The organism is Flavobacterium granuli, from assembly GCF_031456055.1.
GTDB lineage: Bacteria > Bacteroidota > Bacteroidia > Flavobacteriales > Flavobacteriaceae > Flavobacterium > Flavobacterium granuli_A.
Window position 1 is genome coordinate 138628 of the sequence record NZ_JAVDTX010000008.1, and the last position, 18278, is coordinate 156905.

20 protein-coding genes are annotated in these 18278 nt (G+C 35.1%); 11 read left to right on the plus strand and 9 right to left on the minus strand.

The window, feature by feature from the left end; all coding sequences use genetic code 11:
* Nucleotides 1-70: 70 nt before the first annotated feature.
* Nucleotides 71-1834 carry an Ig-like domain-containing protein gene (locus J2W95_RS16345; RefSeq protein WP_310008914.1) on the minus strand — a complete coding sequence of 588 codons (1764 nt, stop codon included), beginning with the start codon at nucleotides 1832-1834 and terminating at the stop codon, nucleotides 71-73.
* A 196-nt stretch (nucleotides 1835-2030) separates the two neighbouring features.
* Here J2W95_RS16345 and J2W95_RS16350 point away from each other — a divergent pair, with 196 nt between their 5' ends.
* Complete coding sequence (locus J2W95_RS16350; protein WP_310008916.1) at nucleotides 2031-2723, plus strand: carboxylesterase family protein; 693 nt, start codon at nucleotides 2031-2033, stop codon at nucleotides 2721-2723.
* Nucleotides 2724-2788: 65 nt separating this feature from the next.
* On the opposite strand, the gene J2W95_RS16355 is transcribed toward J2W95_RS16350, so the two are convergent.
* From J2W95_RS16355 to J2W95_RS16370, 4 genes are read right to left on the minus strand one after another with little or no spacing between them, the layout of a single operon-like run.
* Nucleotides 2789-3115: a hypothetical protein gene (locus J2W95_RS16355; RefSeq protein WP_310008918.1), complete on the minus strand. Its 327-nt coding sequence runs from the start codon at nucleotides 3113-3115 to the stop codon at nucleotides 2789-2791.
* Nucleotides 3116-3129: 14 nt separating this feature from the next.
* Nucleotides 3130-3423 (minus strand): hypothetical protein, encoded by a 294-nt coding sequence (locus J2W95_RS16360; protein WP_310008920.1) that lies wholly within the window; start codon nucleotides 3421-3423, stop codon nucleotides 3130-3132.
* Nucleotides 3424-3453: 30 nt separating this feature from the next.
* Nucleotides 3454-3591 carry a hypothetical protein gene (locus J2W95_RS16365; protein WP_310008922.1) on the minus strand — a complete coding sequence of 46 codons (138 nt, stop codon included), beginning with the start codon at nucleotides 3589-3591 and terminating at the stop codon, nucleotides 3454-3456.
* Nucleotides 3578-4672 (minus strand): DUF3644 domain-containing protein, encoded by a 1095-nt coding sequence (locus J2W95_RS16370; protein WP_035668549.1) that lies wholly within the window; start codon nucleotides 4670-4672, stop codon nucleotides 3578-3580. The genes J2W95_RS16365 and J2W95_RS16370 overlap by 14 nt, the downstream gene beginning before the upstream one ends.
* A gap of 668 nt (nucleotides 4673-5340) precedes the next feature.
* On the opposite strand from J2W95_RS16370, the gene J2W95_RS16375 reads away from it, so the two are divergent.
* Nucleotides 5341-5700 carry a hypothetical protein gene (locus J2W95_RS16375; protein WP_310008923.1) on the plus strand — a complete coding sequence of 120 codons (360 nt, stop codon included), beginning with the start codon at nucleotides 5341-5343 and terminating at the stop codon, nucleotides 5698-5700.
* 244 nt (nucleotides 5701-5944) lie between these two features.
* Here the strand turns inward: J2W95_RS16375 and hisS are convergent, their stop codons facing one another.
* On the minus strand, nucleotides 5945-7309 hold the full coding sequence (hisS, locus tag J2W95_RS16380; RefSeq protein WP_310008925.1) for a histidine--tRNA ligase: 1365 nt from the start codon (nucleotides 7307-7309) through the stop codon (nucleotides 5945-5947).
* A gap of 338 nt (nucleotides 7310-7647) precedes the next feature.
* Between hisS and J2W95_RS16385 the strand changes: the two genes are divergently transcribed.
* On the plus strand, nucleotides 7648-8892 hold the full coding sequence (locus J2W95_RS16385; RefSeq protein ID WP_310008927.1) for an ABC transporter permease: 1245 nt from the start codon (nucleotides 7648-7650) through the stop codon (nucleotides 8890-8892).
* A gap of 123 nt (nucleotides 8893-9015) precedes the next feature.
* The gene (locus J2W95_RS16390) at nucleotides 9016-9375 is read left to right on the plus strand and encodes a four helix bundle protein (RefSeq protein WP_310008929.1); all 360 of its coding nucleotides are present in this window, start codon (nucleotides 9016-9018) and stop codon (nucleotides 9373-9375) included.
* An 83-nt stretch (nucleotides 9376-9458) separates the two neighbouring features.
* Here the strand turns inward: J2W95_RS16390 and prmC are convergent, their stop codons facing one another.
* Both prmC and J2W95_RS16400 read right to left on the minus strand, forming a co-directional pair.
* Nucleotides 9459-10316: a peptide chain release factor N(5)-glutamine methyltransferase gene (prmC, locus tag J2W95_RS16395; RefSeq protein WP_310008931.1), complete on the minus strand. Its 858-nt coding sequence runs from the start codon at nucleotides 10314-10316 to the stop codon at nucleotides 9459-9461.
* 29 nt (nucleotides 10317-10345) lie between these two features.
* Nucleotides 10346-10837 (minus strand): GNAT family N-acetyltransferase, encoded by a 492-nt coding sequence (locus J2W95_RS16400; protein ID WP_310008933.1) that lies wholly within the window; start codon nucleotides 10835-10837, stop codon nucleotides 10346-10348.
* A gap of 107 nt (nucleotides 10838-10944) precedes the next feature.
* On the opposite strand from J2W95_RS16400, the gene ribD reads away from it, so the two are divergent.
* From ribD to J2W95_RS16415, 3 genes are read left to right on the plus strand one after another with little or no spacing between them, the layout of a single operon-like run.
* Nucleotides 10945-11988 carry a bifunctional diaminohydroxyphosphoribosylaminopyrimidine deaminase/5-amino-6-(5-phosphoribosylamino)uracil reductase RibD gene (ribD, locus tag J2W95_RS16405; protein ID WP_310008936.1) on the plus strand — a complete coding sequence of 348 codons (1044 nt, stop codon included), beginning with the start codon at nucleotides 10945-10947 and terminating at the stop codon, nucleotides 11986-11988.
* On the plus strand, nucleotides 11981-12583 hold the full coding sequence (locus tag J2W95_RS16410; RefSeq protein ID WP_310008938.1) for an HAD family hydrolase: 603 nt from the start codon (nucleotides 11981-11983) through the stop codon (nucleotides 12581-12583). The genes ribD and J2W95_RS16410 overlap by 8 nt, the downstream gene beginning before the upstream one ends.
* A gap of 12 nt (nucleotides 12584-12595) precedes the next feature.
* Nucleotides 12596-13225: an IMPACT family protein gene (locus J2W95_RS16415; RefSeq protein ID WP_310008940.1), complete on the plus strand. Its 630-nt coding sequence runs from the start codon at nucleotides 12596-12598 to the stop codon at nucleotides 13223-13225.
* A gap of 30 nt (nucleotides 13226-13255) precedes the next feature.
* On the opposite strand, the gene J2W95_RS16420 is transcribed toward J2W95_RS16415, so the two are convergent.
* Entirely contained in the window at nucleotides 13256-13660 is a 405-nt protein-coding gene (locus J2W95_RS16420) for an acyl-CoA thioesterase (RefSeq protein ID WP_310008943.1), read from the minus strand.
* A 183-nt stretch (nucleotides 13661-13843) separates the two neighbouring features.
* On the opposite strand from J2W95_RS16420, the gene dnaA reads away from it, so the two are divergent.
* From dnaA to J2W95_RS16440, 4 genes are all read left to right on the plus strand, one after another.
* Nucleotides 13844-15271: a chromosomal replication initiator protein DnaA gene (gene dnaA, locus J2W95_RS16425; protein WP_116797344.1), complete on the plus strand. Its 1428-nt coding sequence runs from the start codon at nucleotides 13844-13846 to the stop codon at nucleotides 15269-15271.
* A gap of 8 nt (nucleotides 15272-15279) precedes the next feature.
* Nucleotides 15280-15747, plus strand: coding sequence for a low molecular weight protein-tyrosine-phosphatase (locus tag J2W95_RS16430; RefSeq protein WP_310008946.1), 468 nt, complete (start codon nucleotides 15280-15282; stop codon nucleotides 15745-15747).
* A 106-nt stretch (nucleotides 15748-15853) separates the two neighbouring features.
* On the plus strand, nucleotides 15854-16576 hold the full coding sequence (locus tag J2W95_RS16435) for an SAM-dependent methyltransferase (RefSeq protein ID WP_310008948.1): 723 nt from the start codon (nucleotides 15854-15856) through the stop codon (nucleotides 16574-16576).
* Nucleotides 16577-16942: 366 nt separating this feature from the next.
* Nucleotides 16943-18070, plus strand: a complete 1128-nt coding sequence (locus J2W95_RS16440; RefSeq protein ID WP_310008950.1) for a methionine aminotransferase — start codon at nucleotides 16943-16945, stop codon at nucleotides 18068-18070.
* The last annotated feature ends 208 nt before the right edge of the window (nucleotides 18071-18278 follow it).

Genomic DNA, 18278 nt, shown 5'->3' on the forward strand with positions numbered 1-18278 from the left:
TGTTTATATGTTATTTTTTGTTGAGAAAGATCCCGTCCGAAAACGGGATTATAAAGTTTAGCAATGTTATTTATGGTACATTAATAGTTGTATTTACCATGGTAACAGATGCAACTAACGATATTGCTCTTCCGTTGAGTACTGTTTGACTTGCATTCCCGGCAGTAGAAAAAGTAACACCAGAGTTCGCAATAATGGTTCCAACCATCGTTCCGCCACCTGCACCATTAATAGTTGCATTACTACCCACATACCAAAACACATTTTTGGCTAGTGCACCGTTTTTCATTATTATGCTTTTGGCTCCTGTAGGACCTGCAATTCCAACAGTAAGTGATGATGCAGTTTGAAAAATCCAAGTCGCATTCGGATCTCCTTTTGCGTCAAGCGTAAGATCTCCATTACTGATTTTGAAAGTACCGCTGGCTGATTTATAAACTCCCGGAGCTAATGTCAACCCTCCCAATTCACCTGCATTAGGATCTGAACCGCCTGGTTTTGATGCAGGAGAGATACTTAAATATGCTGCATTTGCATCAAGTAATCCTTGTTGTGCTGTTGCAAATGATGTGGCTGTTCCCGGAGCTGGAGGTGCAGTAAATATGTCACCTGTAACATTTCCAACATTTAGAGGAGTCTCTGTATAAATTACAAGTCCATCATGAAATCCTGTAATAAGGGTTGAAGCTGCGGTCGACCCAATGCTTCCATTGTTTATTACTGTGTTCAATCCTTGGTTTGTTACCCCGGCGTTTCCACCAAAAGCTCCAAACATAGCTGCTGTTCCAAGATTTATGATTATTGCCGCAGGAGGTGTTGCTATAGTAGTAAAACTCCAAACATAGTCACTAGCCAATGACGTTCCGGCTACACTTTTTGCACCATTTGTAATTGTTGCGGTGTAAACCGTTCCTAATACTAATGAATTTGTTGGTTTAAACGAAGCTGTTGTACCAGAATAAATAACTGTCCCCGGAATTGTAGTTGTTCCTTGTTTCAAAGTAAATGTGGTTGCATTGATTGTAGCCACATCCATTGGAATACTAAAATCAGCGGTCACCGTTTGATTTAAAGCAACATTAATTGCATTATTAACAGGATCTGTAATAGTTACTGTTGGCACAATATCTGTTGTAAAATTCCAGATATAATCTGCTGCCATTGCGGTATCCTGTGAGTTTTTTGCACCCGTAGTTATCGTTACTGTATAGATTTTATTAGGCAATAAAGGACTTGTCGGAACAAAAGATACCGTCGATCCTGCATAGGTAATAACTCCAGTTACAACATTAACGCCTTGATTTACTTTGAAAGTAGTGCTATTTAATGTTGATGAATTCATCGCCATATTAAAAGTTGCCGAAATTGTTTTATTCAACGGCACGGCTATGGCATCATTAATAGGGTCTGCAGTAATGACTACTGGTCTTAAAATTGTACCTGTCGAGAATACCCATACATACTCAACTTGCAAAAAATTACCCATCAAGTCTTTGACTTTTGTGGTAATCTTAGCCGTGTAAGTAGTGTTTTCTAATAGTGGAACTGTTGGTGCAAAGGTTGCGGTTTTATCTGCATAAGTAATCGTTCCTGTCAAAGGGGCAACTCCAACAACTGTAAATGAGGTTGAAGTAATCGAACTTGGATCCATTTCCTCGTTGAATGTAGCAGTAATGACTTGTCCCAATGGAACATCTAATGCGTTGCTCAAAGGAGTTGTGGACGCCACTATGGGACATACCCCAACGACTTCTTCAAAATCATCTTTTTCGCAGCCAGAAATAAATGCAACACATAGTATCGCAAAGGTGAATAGTAAAATTTTATTTTTCATTTTATGTTATTTTAAGAATTATGTTATTTCTTGAGGCAAAGGTGGTTCTACAGTACTCCAAAAACATTATACAATTGACACCAAAACTTGTAATATTCACTCTATTTTGCTTTTTTATTTTTAACCGTAAAAAGTTGCCTCCTTAAATTATAAAAGGTATTTTGCGGCCCCAATTCAAAACATTACCCCCAAACTAATGCGATTTTATATTTTATTTTACCTACTTATGCTTTGTGCCATTCCTACTGCACAAGCGCAACTAAAAGCCATCACAGACCAAACCGAATACCCTTTCTGGATTAATTTACCCAGTCAGGACGTATTGGACAAAAAAGCGCCTATCATTTTATTTTTACATGGAAAAAGCCTCTCTGGAACCAATTTGGATCGAGTAAAACGCTACGGTATAATTCGTGCCATCGAAAAAGGAAAAGAAATTCCAGCCATCGTTATTGCACCACAAGTAGCTCACGGTGCTTGGGATCCGGACAAGCTCTTAAAGCTTTTGGAATATGTGCAAAACAATTACAATACCGATTTATCGAGGGTCTATGTCTGCGGAATGAGCTTAGGCGGATACGGTACTTTTGATTTTGCGGGCAAATATCCCGATAAAATTACTGCAGCAGTTGCCATTTGTGGAGGCGGGAACACAAAAGACGCCTGCAACCTAGCAACAGTTCCTTTGTGGGTTATTCACGGAAACAAAGATTATATAGTTCCATTATCGGAATCCAGAAAAATGGTCAAAGCCATCCAGACTTGTAATCCCAATGCCAACCTCACCTTTACCGTTGTTAAAGGTGGAAATCACGGCAGTGTGGAGCATTATTTTAGAGAAGACAAAATCTACAACTGGATGTTGAGCCAGGCTAAATTTATTCCATAAAAAAAGGCAACCATATTAGATTGCCTTATTAAATATGCCTTAACTCAAAAAAGCCATTAACTGTCTTATTTTGTTTCCTCTTTAAGTTTTGAATGTATTTTTTCAATTTTCTTTATGTCACTTTTCCAAAGAACAAGACTAGATATTCCAATCTTTAGTAAACGTTCTTTTTCTACAGCTCTTGAGAGAGACCATTTTATCCAATATCTAGAAGCAAACTCCCAAAAAATCCATCCAATAGAGCAACTAATTATTACAAGTTCTGTGAAATTAAACTTTGTAAGTTCTGATAGAAAATAAATTGAAGAAAAAATAACAATTAACACAGGTACGTTGACAATCAAAAGTCCTGATACTACAAGTTTTAAATTACTTAGCTGCGTGTTTTTCATTTAAGTTTCTTTTTTTACATATCCAGTCCAAAATATATTCCGCTAACTATTGTCACTAGCAAACCAGAGTATAAATAACTTTTGGCTTTTAATTTTTCTGTTAAAGTTTTGTATTTAAAAACTCCAAAAAGCAATGGCAATAAAGGTAGAATTATGAACGCCACATTTTCAGTCAATATAGCTTTATCAGAACTTGCTCCAGCACCCGAACCAAAATAAAGAAAGAAAAATAAAATAAGCCCAAAACCTCCAACAACCACAAAAAGTGATTCAAGAATAATTAACAGAAAAAATAAGCGTAAGTTCATAATACTATATTATTTTTTTAAGCATAACAGCTAACAGTTTGGAACTAAATTAAATCCATTATTCGGATTTGCCAAATCATCCCAAATACAAAACCAACTTCCTATTAAGCCTATTGCCCAAATCCGTTGTAGTGTTGTTATGGGATTGCCTTTTCTATTCGATTTCATAATTACTTATTTCAAGCTTGATTTTATTGTCAAAATTTGTTTTCCAAATTTCTCGAGTTAACATACCACTAGTTATATTGCTTAATATGAAATTACTCCATTCTTCTTGAAATAAATAATCATTATGAGCTTCATCATAATGACAATATTTAGTGTTAGTTTCAAATGGGTCAATGTTATTACCATCTTCTTTTGTTGGTTTAATTGAAAATATATAGAGCAAACATTTATGATCGTAATGATTAAAATTATTTTGGTAATTTTCATTTACAAAAGTTACTATTGCTCCTGGTTTTAATTTAGCAGGATTTATAACTTCTGTTTTCTGAACTTTATCTTTTATCAATGCAGTTATTTTTTCATAACTAATCCTATCATCTTCTGAAATTGAATTCCAATTAACAAATTCAATTGCCAAATCATTTCTATTTGTGTTAGCAATTTTTGGCAATTGGATTAATTTTACACTAAATTCCTGAGTGTTAAATACGCTTTCTTTAATGTTTAATCTATATTTCTCAATAAAATCTTTAATTTCTCTAACTTCGGTTGATAATAATTGTTTATTTGCTTCGACTTGTTTTGCTGTTCTCAACCTTGAAAACTGTAGTGAATAAGCTAAACTTTCATTTATTGCATATTCAGAACCAAATAGTTTTATTAATTCATTCTCATAATTGTACAAAAGAGATTGACATTCTCCAAAAATCATCAGTCCAATTTCGTCTTTGGATATTGTTCTGTGTTCAATTTTATTTCGAAGTTTTATGAAGAATTCAAGATTAGATTTTACTCCTTCTGAAAGCGCTCCATATTTCTGTATACAGGTTTTTAATTCCCAAGCCTTTTTTTCTCCATCAATTATTTTAAACCTTCCGTTAGTTTCTTTGTAAAAAAAAGTCTCTCCAATTGTATGATTAAAATGTGCTTGTAAAAGCCTTGTCCACGACATAATCATATGAGTGATAAAACTTTCTACTCTGAATGGCGCTCTTGGCTTATTATAAATTTCTACTGATAATAAAGCACAATCAATTGAACTTTCTAAAAGTGTTTTCGTTTTACCTTTTCTTAATTGCATATAATATGGTTAGTTGTTTTCTTCAAGGTATAGCATAACTAATATACAGCCGCAACAATATAGCGCATATACCCCCAAAACCGGGTAGCTTGGTGAAAATTCATTTCGTTTGTTGCTGCAAGGACCAAACTTACAAGACCATTTTTAATATGCTATACGGTTTCCCGTAATTAGCGCTAAAAATAAAATGGCAGCAAAAAATTTGGCTTACTACATTTCCGTCACACTAGCTGTGCTTTCACTTTTATTAAGCCTGCTTAGCATAAAGCTTCGCGGACTTGTCATAAAGATAGGTGGTCTTAGCATTAAACTACCGTGACTTGTCACAAAGCTAGGTTTACTTGTCATAAAGGCACGTTATCGTAGTATAAACCTACGTTGTCTTAGCATAAACCTACGCTTACTTAGGTTAAACCTACGTTGGCTTAGCATAAACCTACGCTCACTTAGGTTAAACCTACGTTGGCTTAGCATAAACCTATGCTTACTTAGGTTAAACCTACGTTGACTTAGCATAAACCTACGCTCCCTTAGGTTAAAGCTACGATCACGTGCTTTCTGTTAATCCAAAGCAGGCTTTTAGAACGGTGGTGTTTGTAAAAAATAAGGAAAATTCTAACAATTTATAATTTAATTGCTATTTTTGAAATGAATACAAACATTTATTTATGAAAGCATTGGTAAAAAAATATCAAACTCAGGGTTCAGTTTCATATCCGCATATTGGTAAGTTTTTAAGACAGTATTTTGCCAAGCACGGCGTGAACAGGGCTGCAGTAGCCCGAGAATTGGGTGTTGCCGATAGTACGGCTACCGGATATATGGTACAGGAGTCGCTTCAATTTGGTATTCTCTGGAAAATATCATTGGCTATAAACCGTAATCTCCTTGCCGATCTGGCTTCGCGATTACCAATTCCTTTTGCAACTCCCAGAGAAATTGCTTTGGAAACAGAATTGAAAGCGGTGCAGGAAGAACTAAATGCGTTAAAGCTGGAGAATAAAATATACAAAGACCTGCTGAAATAAAGTTCGCAGAGAGCAGAAGGCAGAAGGCAGAAGGCAGAAGGCAGAAAGTAGAAAGCAGAGAACAGAGAGAATTCTTCAGATTGAGTAAAAAACTTTGTGAAACTTTGCGACTTTTTCGCGTTTCTCTGTGAAATAAAGTTCAATACCAATTCTGGTCTCAACTCTTTAAAATACATCAACAAAAAAAGCGATTGCGAATAGCATTACCTATTCAACAATCGCTTTTTTCAGTATTTAATTTTCTTTATTTTAAAATCACTTTCAGCTCTTCTAAGCTTACTTTTTTCTGTTCTCCAGAAACTAAATCTTTTAAACTATATTGATTGTCATTCATTTCTTCCTCGCCCACGATTACCGCATAAGGAATGAATCGTTTGTCGGCGTGTTGGAATTGTTTGGCGACCTTGGCATTATCAGGATACAATTCTACTTTTATTCCTGAAGTACGCAATTCTTTGATGGCTTTCATCGAATAAAAAGCTTCTTTCTCACCGTAATTGATAAACAATGCTCTTGAAGTAGAAGTTACCGCTTCTGGGAACAATCCTAACTCTTCGACCACCAAATAGATTCGGTCAAGTCCAAAAGAAATCCCTACTCCACTCATATTTTTCAAACCAAAGATACCGGTCAAATCATCATAACGACCACCACCACCGATGGAACCCATAGCAACGGTTTTTGGAGCAGCTACTTCAAAAATAGCTCCTGTATAATAATTCAGTCCTCTTGCCAATGTTACATCCAAATCCAAACTTGCCGTTGACAATCCTAAATTGATCACATTGTCACAAATGAAACGCAGTTCTTCAACACCTTTCATTCCCTCGGCTGATGCAGAAAGTAAAACAGAAAGCTTTTCGATTTTCTCAGAGATGGTTCCCGTGAAATTGAATAACGGCTGTACTTTGGCAATCGCTTCTTCAGCAATTCCTTTTTCGATCATTTCTTTCTTCACGCCGTCCTCGCCTATTTTGTCCAATTTGTCCAAGGCTACCGTAAAGTCAATCAATTTATCCGATGCACCAATTACTTCAGCAATACCGGAAAGTATTTTTCTGTTATTGATTTTAATGGTAACGCCTTCAAGACCCAAAGCAGTAAAAACAGAATCGTACAATTGTACCAACTCTACTTCTTGCCACAAAGATTTAGATCCTACAACATCGGCATCACATTGAAAAAATTCTCTGAAACGCCCTTTCTGAGGACGATCGGCACGCCAAACAGGTTGTATTTGGTATCTTTTGAACGGAAATTCGATTTCGTTTTGGTGTTGCACTACATAACGTGCAAATGGAACAGTTAAGTCATAACGCAAGGCTTTCTCAGAAATACTTGATGTTAATCGTGTGCTGTCTTTGGCTTCTAGGTGAGTCTCATTGGCTTTTGCCAAAAAATCTCCTGAGTTTAATATCTTAAAAATTAATCGGTCGCCTTCTTCCCCGTATTTCCCCATTAAGGTTTCGGAGTTTTCGAATGAAGGAGTTTCTATGGGTTGGAATCCAAATTTTTCGAAATTGCTTTTTATGATTTGGATAATGTATTGTCTTTTTGCCACCTCAGCAGGTGAAAAATCTCTGGTTCCTTTTGGAATACTCGGTTTCATCAATTATGAATTTTAAATTACGAATTACGGATTTTAAACTTCAAAAAAAGCGATTTACTCAAAACCATAATTCGTAACTCGTAATTCGTAATTTAAAATTCCTAATTCTCACTGCAAATATCTTACTTTTAAAATAATTCCTTTTGAAAAATTTGTGATTTAATTTTAAAGCTTCTTTAATGACGGAATGCCCTAGCCCAGATGGAAACGGCATCCTGTTGTCCCGGGGTTCGGGACAACAGATATAGTGGACAGCTGGAAATAGCTCCTAAAAAACATTTAGAGGAATTTCTCAAATGGAATTTGTAACAAAAATTGTATTTTCGTGTCAAACGACTATGATGCTAAAATTATTCAAAGAAAATATCCGAATCGCTTTTGGTTCCATCCGAACTCAATTGTTGCGAACCATTTTGACGGTAATGATTATTGCCATTGGTATAACTGCCTTAGTTGGAATCCTGACTGTTGTTGCGGCGCTGGAGAATACTCTGTCCTCCGATTTTGCTTCAATGGGAGCCAATACTTTCAACATTAATCAATACGAAAGCAACTCCAGAAGACGCGGTGGCGGGGAACGCGAAATCATAAATCCTATTATTTCCTATCCTGAGGCCGTGGCTTTCAAGAATAAATACAATTACCCATTGACCGAAACGTCGCTGTCTTTTACCGCGACATCGACTGCCGAAGTAAAATACGAAGCCTTGAAAACGGATCCCGAAATAAGTGTTTTGGGTGTTGATGAACATTTTTTGACCAACTCGGGACTTGAAACCGATATGGGGAGAAATTTTACCAATTTTGACGTTTCCAACAACACTTATACTTGCGTAGTAGGTTCTGATTTTAAAAAAGGAATTCTAAAAGACGTGAACCCGATTGGCAAAACCCTTTCCATAAGAGGTGCGAAATTTAAAGTGATTGGTATGCTAAAAGAAAAAGGCTCCACCTTTGGGAACAGCCAGGATTTAAGGGTTTTGATTCCAATACAAGTTGCCCGTTCCCTGTTTACAGCTCCCAATATCAACTATACGTTGAGTGTTATGGTTGGCAAAAAAGAATTATTGGACCAAGCTATTGACAACGCGAACAGTACTATGCGTAGAGTCCGAAAATTAAGCCCTATAAAAGACAATAATTTCGGCATAGTGCGAAGCGATGATTTGATTAACCGAATCCTGAGCATCACCCAATATCTTGGGCTTGCATCGTGGCTCATCGGGATTATTACCATACTTGGGTCGTCTATCGCCTTGATGAATATCATGATTGTTTCGGTAACCGAACGTACCCGCGAAATCGGTGTCCGAAAAGCGTTGGGTGCCAAAAAAACAACTATTGCCTTTCAGTTTTTCATAGAAACATTGCTGATTGGACAAATAGGCGGTTTGGTTGGAATTATTTTTGGAATCTTAATCGGTTTTGGGCTTTCGACAGCGATGGACTTTGTTTTTGTGATTCCTTGGGGAGCAATGATGGCGGCGTTTATCGTAAGCTTTATCGTGGCGCTCGTTTCTGGTTTGTATCCTGCAGTTAAATCGGCAAACTTGGATCCTATTGAGGCGTTGCGTTATGAATAAGAATTCAGATAGCAGGTTTCAGAAGGCAGAATTAAGATTGCAGAACGCAGAAAATAGATGTCAGGTTTTAGATTATAAAAATTAGATTGCAGAATTGCTAAATAACTAACCTCAAATAACAATATGAGATTTCAAGATTTATTGGCTTATAAAAAATCATTTGAATTAGGAATGTCAATTTTCAATATTTCAAAAGGTTTTCCGACCGAAGAGAAATACTCATTAACAGATCAAATTAGACGTTCTTCGAGAAGTGTTTCGGTAAATATTGCTGAGGCTACGAGAAAAAGAAGATATGTGAATCATTTTATTTCTAAACTCACAGATAGTGATGCCGAAAATTCAGAAACCCAATCTTGGCTGGAATATTCTCTTGCTTGTGAATATATAAACCAAGAAACTTTTGACGGCTTGACTTCAAACAGTCTTGAAGTTGGAAAACTATTGAATTATATGATGACTAATCCTGATAAGTTTAATTGATTTAAAATCTGTTTCCGACCTTCTCAGCTATCTAAAATCTGTAATCTGCCAACTAAATTCTGCGTTCTGCTATCTGAAACCTGTTATCTGAAATCTGCCTTCGTCATTCTGTCGTTTTCGTAAATATCTTTACGTAATTCTATATTTTTGAAATTCATTAATTTAAGTAAATCAACCATTTCCTGACCCAAATATTGATTGATTTCAAAATAAAGCTGTCCTGAATCCGAAAGGTTTTTTTGAGCCAATTCGGCTATTTTTCTATAAAAAATTAAGGCATCGTTATCTTCCACAAAAAGAGCCAAATGAGGTTCATTGTCCAAAACATTTTTCTTAATTTCTTCTTTTTCCAAATTCCGAACATATGGCGGATTCGAAACAATAATATCAAACTCTTGTCCTAAATCTAGCGTTTCAAGAATGTTTTGGGAAATAAAAGTAACTTCCACTTCATTCAGCTTGGCATTTTTCTTGGCAGTTTCCAAAGCTTTCTCAGAAACATCAATTGCAAAAACTTCCGCATTCGGGAGATTCTTAGCTAGCGAAACTGCGATACATCCGCTTCCTGTCCCAATGTCGAGAATTTTTAGACCCTTAGACCTTCCATTTTTTAGAACATTGGAAACAATCCAATCTACTAATTCCTCCGTCTCCGGCCTCGGAATCAAAACATTGGCATTGACTTCAAAATCCAATCCATAAAAACTCGTTTTCCCTAACAAATATTGAATCGGAATTTCTAATTTCAATTGTTCCAAAATCGAATTCCAAACCCAAATTTCTTCCTCCGAAATTTCCAAATCCGGATGCAAAGCCAAATCAATTCTTTTCAGTTGCTGCTTTTCTTCCAATATCAAATAGAAAAAACTCTCCGCCTCTCCTTCCCCATACATAGAAGTAAGCGCTTGAATAAATTGAGTTCTGTATTCTTTTATTTTCATCTTTATTTTTTTCAGTTCCCTTTCGGTGGCTAGAGTGCCAAATCTTTAAGCATCCAAACCGGACAACTTGTATGACCTGTACTTCCCATTGGAGAACAAATATTTTCGAAACCTACTTTTTTATACAACTTTTGGGCATCCAACATAAAAGGCATTGTTTCCAGATAACATTTTTCGAAACCAAATTCACGAGCGCTTTGTAAACATTGCTCCATCATTTGACTTCCAATTCCCTTTCCACGGGTTTCTGGCAGGAAATACATTTTTTGTAATTCACAATAAATGGCTGCTTCATTTGCCAGTGGCGCCACTCCTGCACAACCAACGATTCGTCCATCACTTTCTACTACATAATAAACGGATCTTGGCTTATTGTATTCTTCAAACATCAAATCAAGATACGGATCTTCATAAGCCGTTCCTACTTTCGGGATATTCAATTCATCAAAAACATCTCTTATTAATTGAGCAACCGATTGATTGTCTTCTTTTTGTATTTTTCTAATAATCCAATTGTCCATAAAATGTTCTAATTATTAATTCTGCACACAAAAATAGAGATTGTAAATGGGAAAACATCCTAAGTTTGAAAACTAAATCCTAATTCCAAAATTAGTATTTTTGCAAAGTGAAGATACATGAAAAATACATGAGCCGTTGTATAGCCCTAGCCCAAAACGGACTAGGAACAACCTATCCCAACCCCATGGTTGGAAGCGTCATTGTTTATGAAGGCAAAATCATAGGCGAAGGCTGGCACAAAAAATCAGGCGAACCCCACGCCGAGGTCAATGCAGTAAATTCTGTACAGGATAAATCGTTGCTAAAAAAAGCCACTATCTATGTGAGTTTGGAGCCGTGTAGCCATTTTGGCAAAACGCCTCCTTGCTGTGATTTGATTATAAAAAACAAGATTCCAAATGTCGTTATTGGTACAGTAGATCCTAATATTATGGTCGCCGGAAACGGAATCAAAAAATTAATTGAAGCGGGTGTTCATGTCACTATTGGAATCCTGGAAGAAGAATGCAACGAACTCAACAAACGCTTTTTCACTTTTCATCAAAAGAAAAGGCCTTATATTCTACTAAAATGGGCTCAAAGTCAAGATGGTTTTATTGCTCCTCTTGAAAAATTGGAGAAAAAACCAGTTTGGATTACCAATACTTATTCCAGACAATTGGTTCACAAATGGAGAACCGAGGAACAAGCAATTCTGGTTGGGACACAAACCGTTATTGATGACAACCCCAAACTAAATGCGAGAGATTGGCACGGAAACAATCCTGTCCGAATAATATTAGACCAAAATAATCGCATTCCGAAAGAGAATGCTGTTTTTGATGATCAAATTAAAACAATTGTCTTTAACAATTCCGTAAACTCTATTTTCAAAGAAAACACTATCTTTGAAGTAATTGATTTTAAGCAAAATATAGCCAAGCAAATTGTTGATTCGCTTTACAAACACAACATTCAATCTGTTATAATAGAAGGTGGGCTCCAAACCTTACAAACCTTTATAGAAGCTAATCTTTGGGACGAAGCTAGAGTTTTTACAGGAAAAATAAATTTAGAAAAAGGAATCAAAGCTCCTTCTATATCGAAAACAAATTCCGAAAAACACGTAATTGACACCGATGAATTTTTAATAATCAGAAACCATGATTGATGCTATTATTTTTGATTTTGGAGATGTGTTTATCAATTTAGATAAACAAGCGACTATGGATGGTTTGAAAAATCTCGGCATTTCCCAATGGAACGAAGATTTAGACCAATTAAATATGCAATATGAAGTTGGATCTATTTCGGGAGAAGATTTCCTGAACGGAATTCAAAAACACACCAACAATGCTTCAATCGAAGACATTCGCGAAGCTTGGAATTCTATATTAGCAGACTTTCCGTTGTATCGATTGGAATTTCTTCAAATGCTTTCCAGTAAGTATCGTTTATTCTTATTAAGCAATACCGATGCCATTCACATTGACACTTTTGAACAAAAATCAGGAACTTCATTCTACAGTTCTTTTTACCAATGTTTTGAAAAAATATATTTTTCATTTGAAATTGGAATGAGAAAACCCAATCCAGAAGTTTACAACTTCGTATTGGATCAAAACGGATTGCAAGCCAAACATACTTTGTTCATTGACGACAAAAAAGAAAATACTGATGCCGCATTAGCACTTGGCCTTCCTGTTTGGAATTTACAAGTGGGTGAAGAAGATGTAGTTGATTTGTTTGAAAAAAAAATAATTTAGAAGAATCCCCTTTTGGAAATTAAAGACACCTACAATACCATTGCATTTCCCTCTGAAGAATCTTTATTCAAGGAAAAAAGCAGCAAATTCTTCGGTTATGCTTATCCGATTGAGTCAGAGGAGGAAGTGAAGCCCATTATAGAAATCTTAAAAAAACAACATCCACACGCCGTACATTATTGCTATGCCTATCAAATAGGAACCGAAAATATTCAATACAGAGCCAATGATGATGGCGAACCAAGCAATACTGCGGGAGCTCCTATTTATGGTCAAATACAATCATTCGGACTTACTAATATACTTGTTGTTGTGGTTCGAATTTATGGTGGAATAAAATTAGGAGTCGGCGGATTAATTTCGGCTTACAAAACTTCGGCACAAATCACATTAGAATCTTGTGAAATTATCGAAAGAACAATTGACGTTCCTTTTCAAATTTCATTTGATTATAAAAACATGAATAAAGTGATGCGAGTGATCAAAGAAAAAAAATTGGATATTACTTCTCAAGAAATGGAAATAAATGAGGAAACAAATTTACCAATTGGAAAAATTATAGTAAAAACCAGAAAAAAAAATGCCGAAATGGTATTCGACACTTTTAATTCTTTGTTTGAAATTGACATAAAAAAACTATAAATTCTCATTTAAAAGAACTCATTTTGACTATTATTCAAAAGTTTTTAATAGTTCCAAAATGTAATCTGGCGGAGCCGTTGGTCTACCCGTTTTTAACGAGACAAAAACCAACATAAATTGGGCAGTTGTTAATAACTCCTTAGCTTCATTGTATATTGCACAATCGAATTCTATCTTCACGGACGTCTGACTTTTGAAAACCGTATGCACAGTCAACAACTCATCATAAACAGCCGATTTTTTATAATTAATATTCATATTCACAATTGGCAGCCCAATACCACTTTCTTCCATAACTTTATATGAAATCCCTTTGTTTCTAAGCCATTCGACTCTTCCTATCTCAAAATAGGGTATGTAATTTCCGTGATAAACAACCCCCATTTGGTCTGTTTCTGAATAACGAACACGAACTTGAATTTGATGATCTTTCATTAATTATGAATTAAAATTTTAAATTTAAAACACCTCCTTACAACATTTTTTTTTAAAAATTATAAGCTAAATATTTTTTTTTACAGATAATTGTTCACATATTTGTTATCCCGATAAAAGAATATATTTCACATTCTTTTTGTAAGATAATAAGTACCCAAATAAAAAAATTTAACTAGATATATGAACAAGACTGCACAATCAGTATGGGAAAACTGTTTGTCCTTCATAAAGGACAACATTCAGGATCAAGCTTATAAAACTTGGTTCGAACCAATTAAATCAGTTGAACTTACCGATAATGCATTATATATTCAAGTACCAAGTAAATTTTTCTACGAATGGTTAGAAGAGCACTATGTGAAATTATTAAAAGTGGCTCTTACCAAAGAACTTGGAAAAAACGCAAAGTTACTCTATAAAATCAAAATGGAAAACACTTATGGTAACAAACAACCGTTCACGGAACAGTTACCAAGTGCTAATAGAGCTCCAATGAAAGCCCAAGAAGTGGATGCTCCATTTAAAAACCTAAATCCAGAATTAAAAAACCCATTTGTTATTCCTGGTATTCGAAATTTAAAAATCGAATCTCAACTGAATCCAAATTATAGTTTTGACAACTTCTTAGAAGGAGATTCTAACAGATTAGCCCGTTCTGCAGGTATGGCTGTTGCCAATAAACCTGGCGGAACTTCTTTCAACCCATTATTGATTTTTGGTGGTGTTGGATTAGGAAAAACACACTTAGCCCACGCTATCGGTGTTGAAATCAAAGACAAATATCCTGAAAAAACGGTTTTATATATTTCAGCTGAAATTTTCACCCAACAATATATTGATTCGGTAAAGAAAAATAACAGAAACGATTTTATTCATTTCTATCAATTAATTGATGTATTAATCATTGATGATGTTCAATTCCTTTCTGGAAAATCAGGAACACAAGATGTATTTTTTCACATTTTTAATTATTTGCACCAAAACGGAAAACAGGTTATCTTGACTTCAGACAAGGCTCCTGTTGACATGCAAGATATTGAGCAACGTTTATTGTCCCGTTTCAAATGGGGATTATCTGCCGAGTTACACCAACCGGATTATGAAACCAGAATTTCAATCCTAAAAAACATCCTATATCGTGACGGTGTTGAAATGCCTGACGATATTATAGAATATGTGGCACGTAACATTAAATCAAATGTTCGTGAACTAGAAGGTGCTATCATTTCATTGATTGCACAATCTTCTTTCAACAAAAAAGAAGTAACCATCGAACTGGCTAAAAGTGTCGTGGAAAAATTTGTAAAAAATGTAAAGAGAGAAATCTCTATCGATTACATTCAAAAAATTGTTTCCGATTATTTCCAATTGGATTTAGAAACACTACAATCCAAAACAAGAAAAAGGCACGTTGTGCAAGCTAGACAACTGGCAATGTTTTTTGCCAAAAAGTTCACCAAAGCTTCATTGGCCAATATCGGTTCCCAAATAGGTGACCGTGATCACGCCACTGTATTGCACGCTTGTAAAACAGTAGACAATTTAGTAGCTACCGACAAACAATTCAAAAAGTATGTCGAGGATATTAATTCAAAATTAACGCTATAAAAAGCATTATGCCTGTCAAAATTTTAATGGTTTGTTTGGGTAATATCTGCCGTTCTCCATTGGCAGAAGGCATTTTAGCCTCCAAACTTCCTACTGACAAATTTCTTGTAGATTCTGCAGGAACTGGTTCTTGGCATATTGGTCGTGCTCCTGATAATCGTTCTATATCTACAGCTAAAAAAAACAGTTTAGACATTGCTAATCAAAAAGGGAGACAATTTCAAAGATCCGATTTTGATGCGTTCGATTACATTTTTGTAATGGACAACAGCAATTATAACGACGTGATTCATCTCGCCCAAAGCGAAACCCAAAAAGAAAAAGTCCAACTCATTTTGGACGCTATCTTTCCTAATGAAAATGTCGATGTCCCAGACCCATATTACGGCGTTGCAAATGGTTTTGATATGGTTTATCAAATGCTTGATGAAGCTTGTGAAGTAATTGCTCAAAGGCTGATTGCCAAACATTCCTAAGAAAACTAAATAAGTTTTTTATCTTTGTTTAAAATGGTGACTTTTTTTTCCATTGTCATTCGCAGAAGGCAAAAAATATCTTATTTCAAAAATTGAAAACAACCAAATGAAATCAACAACTCTTCTTGGAAAACTATATTTAATCCCAACCACTATGGGGGAATGCGACCCTATGGATGTATTGCCTCAAACCATAAAAAGATGCGTAGATCTAATCGATTACTATGTGGTTGAGAATGACAAAACAGCTCGAAAGTCAATTAAACTGACCAATCCAGAGAAAAAACAATCAGAACTAAAACTTTTCATACTCAATAAACATACTGAAACTAAAGAACATCAGGAGTTTATCAAACCGCTTTTGGAAGGTAAAGACATGGGACTTATGAGCGAAGCAGGATGTCCAGGTGTAGCCGATCCAGGCGCTGTAATAGTAAAATTGGCCCACGAAAAAGGAATTCAAGTTGTTCCGCTTGTTGGTCCATCCTCCATATTATTAGCTATGATGGCCTCAGGAATGAACGGACAAAGTTTTACATTTCACGGTTATTTACCCATTGAAAAAGATGAAAAAAAAGCTAGTTTTAAGAGCTTAGAACGTATATCTTTTGAAAAAAATCAATCTCAGATTTTCATCGAAACACCGTACCGCAATAATAAATTATTGGAAGATTTAATCCAAACATTGCATCCTGAAACACATTTATGCATAGCTACCGATATCACCTTACCTACGGAATACATCAAAACAAAGAAAATTTCGGAATGGAAAAAAGAAACCATCGATTTGCACAAACGCCCCACCATTTTCATCATTCATAAAATGTAAAAAAAATTAATACCTTTTTCTTATATTTGTTTTGCTATAAAATCTAAAAATAATAAAATGAATATTACAAAAAGAGATTTAAAAATGATTGGCTTAGGCTTTCTTACATTTTTCATCATTGAAGGTGTTTATAACTGGAAATACTGTTTGAAAAGCTTCAAAGACGGATGGAATTCAGTACGTTAAAAAACCAAACACAATAAGACAATCAAAATCCTGTAAAATATTTTTTTACAGGATTTTTTTTAAACTATATTTTTGGGCATGCTAATGTCATTAATTTCGCCCTAACATCGTTCGACTAAAAAAGAAAAAAATTGGCTTAAAAAAACTACTTTTATACTCTTAAATAAATTCATTTATTACATGAGTAAACTACCAAATGTAACGACCAGCATCTTTACGGTAATGTCCAAAATGGCCGCAGAACACAATGCAATCAATCTTTCGCAAGGGTTTCCAAACTTCCCTGTTGACGAAAGATTAACTGAAATTGTTTCTCGACTTGCACTTGAAGACGTTCACCAATACACACCTATGTCGGGTTATCCTCCATTATTGGCAAAAATTGCAACATTGGTAAAATCTTCATACAATCGTACCATTATCCCAGAAACCGAAATACTCGTTACTGCCGGTGCAACCCAAGCCATTTTCACCACATTACTCGCTTTGCTAAAACCAAATGAAGATGTAATTATTCTCGACCCAAGCTATGATTGTTACGAAGCTCCAATATTATTAAGCCAAGCAAAACCAATACGGGTATCACTCAACGATGATTACACACCAAACTGGAATACTATTGCCGATGCTTTTTCGGAAAAAACCAAAATGATTATCATCAATAATCCGCACAATCCTACGGGGAAAATTCTAAATGAATCCGATTTAGAGAATCTGGAAGCACTTTTAGAAAAACATCCTGATGTACTATTACTTTCCGATGAAGTATACGAATACATCACCTTTGAACAAAAACACATTTCTACTCATACACGAACAAAACTACTAGACCGTTGTATTACGGTTTCTTCATTTGGAAAATCATTTCATGTCACTGGCTGGAAAATAGGTTACCTTGTAGCCCCTGAGTATTTGATGAAAGAAATCAAAAAAGTGCATCAGTTTTTAGTTTTTAGTGTCAATAGCATTTGCCAAATAGCAATTTCAAAATATTTGGATTTAGTCGATGTAAATGAAATTAGTTCATTCTATCAGAAAAAACGTGACTACTTCAGGTCATTATTAAAAAACAGTCGTTTCCAATTGATGCCCTGCGAAGGAACTTATTTTCAAGTAGTTTCGTATGCTAATATTTCCAACGAAAATGATGTTGATTTTTGCAAACGATTAATTACAGAGTTTGGTGTCGCTGCAATTCCCATATCAACTTTCTATGCCGATGGAAAAGATTTAAAATTAATTCGTTTTTGCTTCGCCAAAGACAATCAAACTTTGGAAGAAGCCGCAAAAAGATTGTGTGAAATTTAATTTTTTAGCGACTAAAATTCTAAGTTTTTCAAGAAGCTTTAAGTCTTTTAACAAGATAATTATATTTGTCTATTTAAATCTTAGCTTCTTAGCTTCTTAGAGTCTTAGCATCTACAGATTCCCTGAATAGTTTTAAAAAATTAAATATTACAATTTATTATGCATGCATACTATTTTATTTTACTACATTTACAATCCAAAAAATAAA

Excerpts from the sequence above, each read along its gene's own strand:
- J2W95_RS16345 (WP_310008914.1), bottom strand. The coding sequence starts at position 1,834 with ATGAAAAATAAAATTTTACTATTCACCTTTGCGATACTATGTGTTGCA.
- J2W95_RS16350 (WP_310008916.1), top strand. The coding sequence starts at position 2,031 with ATGCGATTTTATATTTTATTTTACCTACTTATGCTTTGTGCCATTCCT.
- J2W95_RS16355 (WP_310008918.1), bottom strand. The coding sequence starts at position 3,115 with ATGAAAAACACGCAGCTAAGTAATTTAAAACTTGTAGTATCAGGACTT.
- J2W95_RS16360 (WP_310008920.1), bottom strand. The coding sequence starts at position 3,423 with ATGAACTTACGCTTATTTTTTCTGTTAATTATTCTTGAATCACTTTTT.
- J2W95_RS16365 (WP_310008922.1), bottom strand. The coding sequence starts at position 3,591 with ATGAAATCGAATAGAAAAGGCAATCCCATAACAACACTACAACGGATT.
- J2W95_RS16370 (WP_035668549.1), bottom strand. The coding sequence starts at position 4,672 with ATGCAATTAAGAAAAGGTAAAACGAAAACACTTTTAGAAAGTTCAATT.
- J2W95_RS16375 (WP_310008923.1), top strand. The coding sequence starts at position 5,341 with ATGAAAGCATTGGTAAAAAAATATCAAACTCAGGGTTCAGTTTCATAT.
- hisS (WP_310008925.1), bottom strand. The coding sequence starts at position 7,309 with ATGAAACCGAGTATTCCAAAAGGAACCAGAGATTTTTCACCTGCTGAG.
- J2W95_RS16385 (WP_310008927.1), top strand. The coding sequence starts at position 7,648 with ATGATGCTAAAATTATTCAAAGAAAATATCCGAATCGCTTTTGGTTCC.
- J2W95_RS16390 (WP_310008929.1), top strand. The coding sequence starts at position 9,016 with ATGAGATTTCAAGATTTATTGGCTTATAAAAAATCATTTGAATTAGGA.
- prmC (WP_310008931.1), bottom strand. The coding sequence starts at position 10,316 with ATGAAAATAAAAGAATACAGAACTCAATTTATTCAAGCGCTTACTTCT.
- J2W95_RS16400 (WP_310008933.1), bottom strand. The coding sequence starts at position 10,837 with ATGGACAATTGGATTATTAGAAAAATACAAAAAGAAGACAATCAATCG.
- J2W95_RS16410 (WP_310008938.1), top strand. The coding sequence starts at position 11,981 with ATGATTGATGCTATTATTTTTGATTTTGGAGATGTGTTTATCAATTTA.
- J2W95_RS16420 (WP_310008943.1), bottom strand. The coding sequence starts at position 13,660 with ATGAAAGATCATCAAATTCAAGTTCGTGTTCGTTATTCAGAAACAGAC.
- dnaA (WP_116797344.1), top strand. The coding sequence starts at position 13,844 with ATGAACAAGACTGCACAATCAGTATGGGAAAACTGTTTGTCCTTCATA.
- J2W95_RS16430 (WP_310008946.1), top strand. The coding sequence starts at position 15,280 with ATGCCTGTCAAAATTTTAATGGTTTGTTTGGGTAATATCTGCCGTTCT.
- J2W95_RS16435 (WP_310008948.1), top strand. The coding sequence starts at position 15,854 with ATGAAATCAACAACTCTTCTTGGAAAACTATATTTAATCCCAACCACT.
- J2W95_RS16440 (WP_310008950.1), top strand. The coding sequence starts at position 16,943 with ATGAGTAAACTACCAAATGTAACGACCAGCATCTTTACGGTAATGTCC.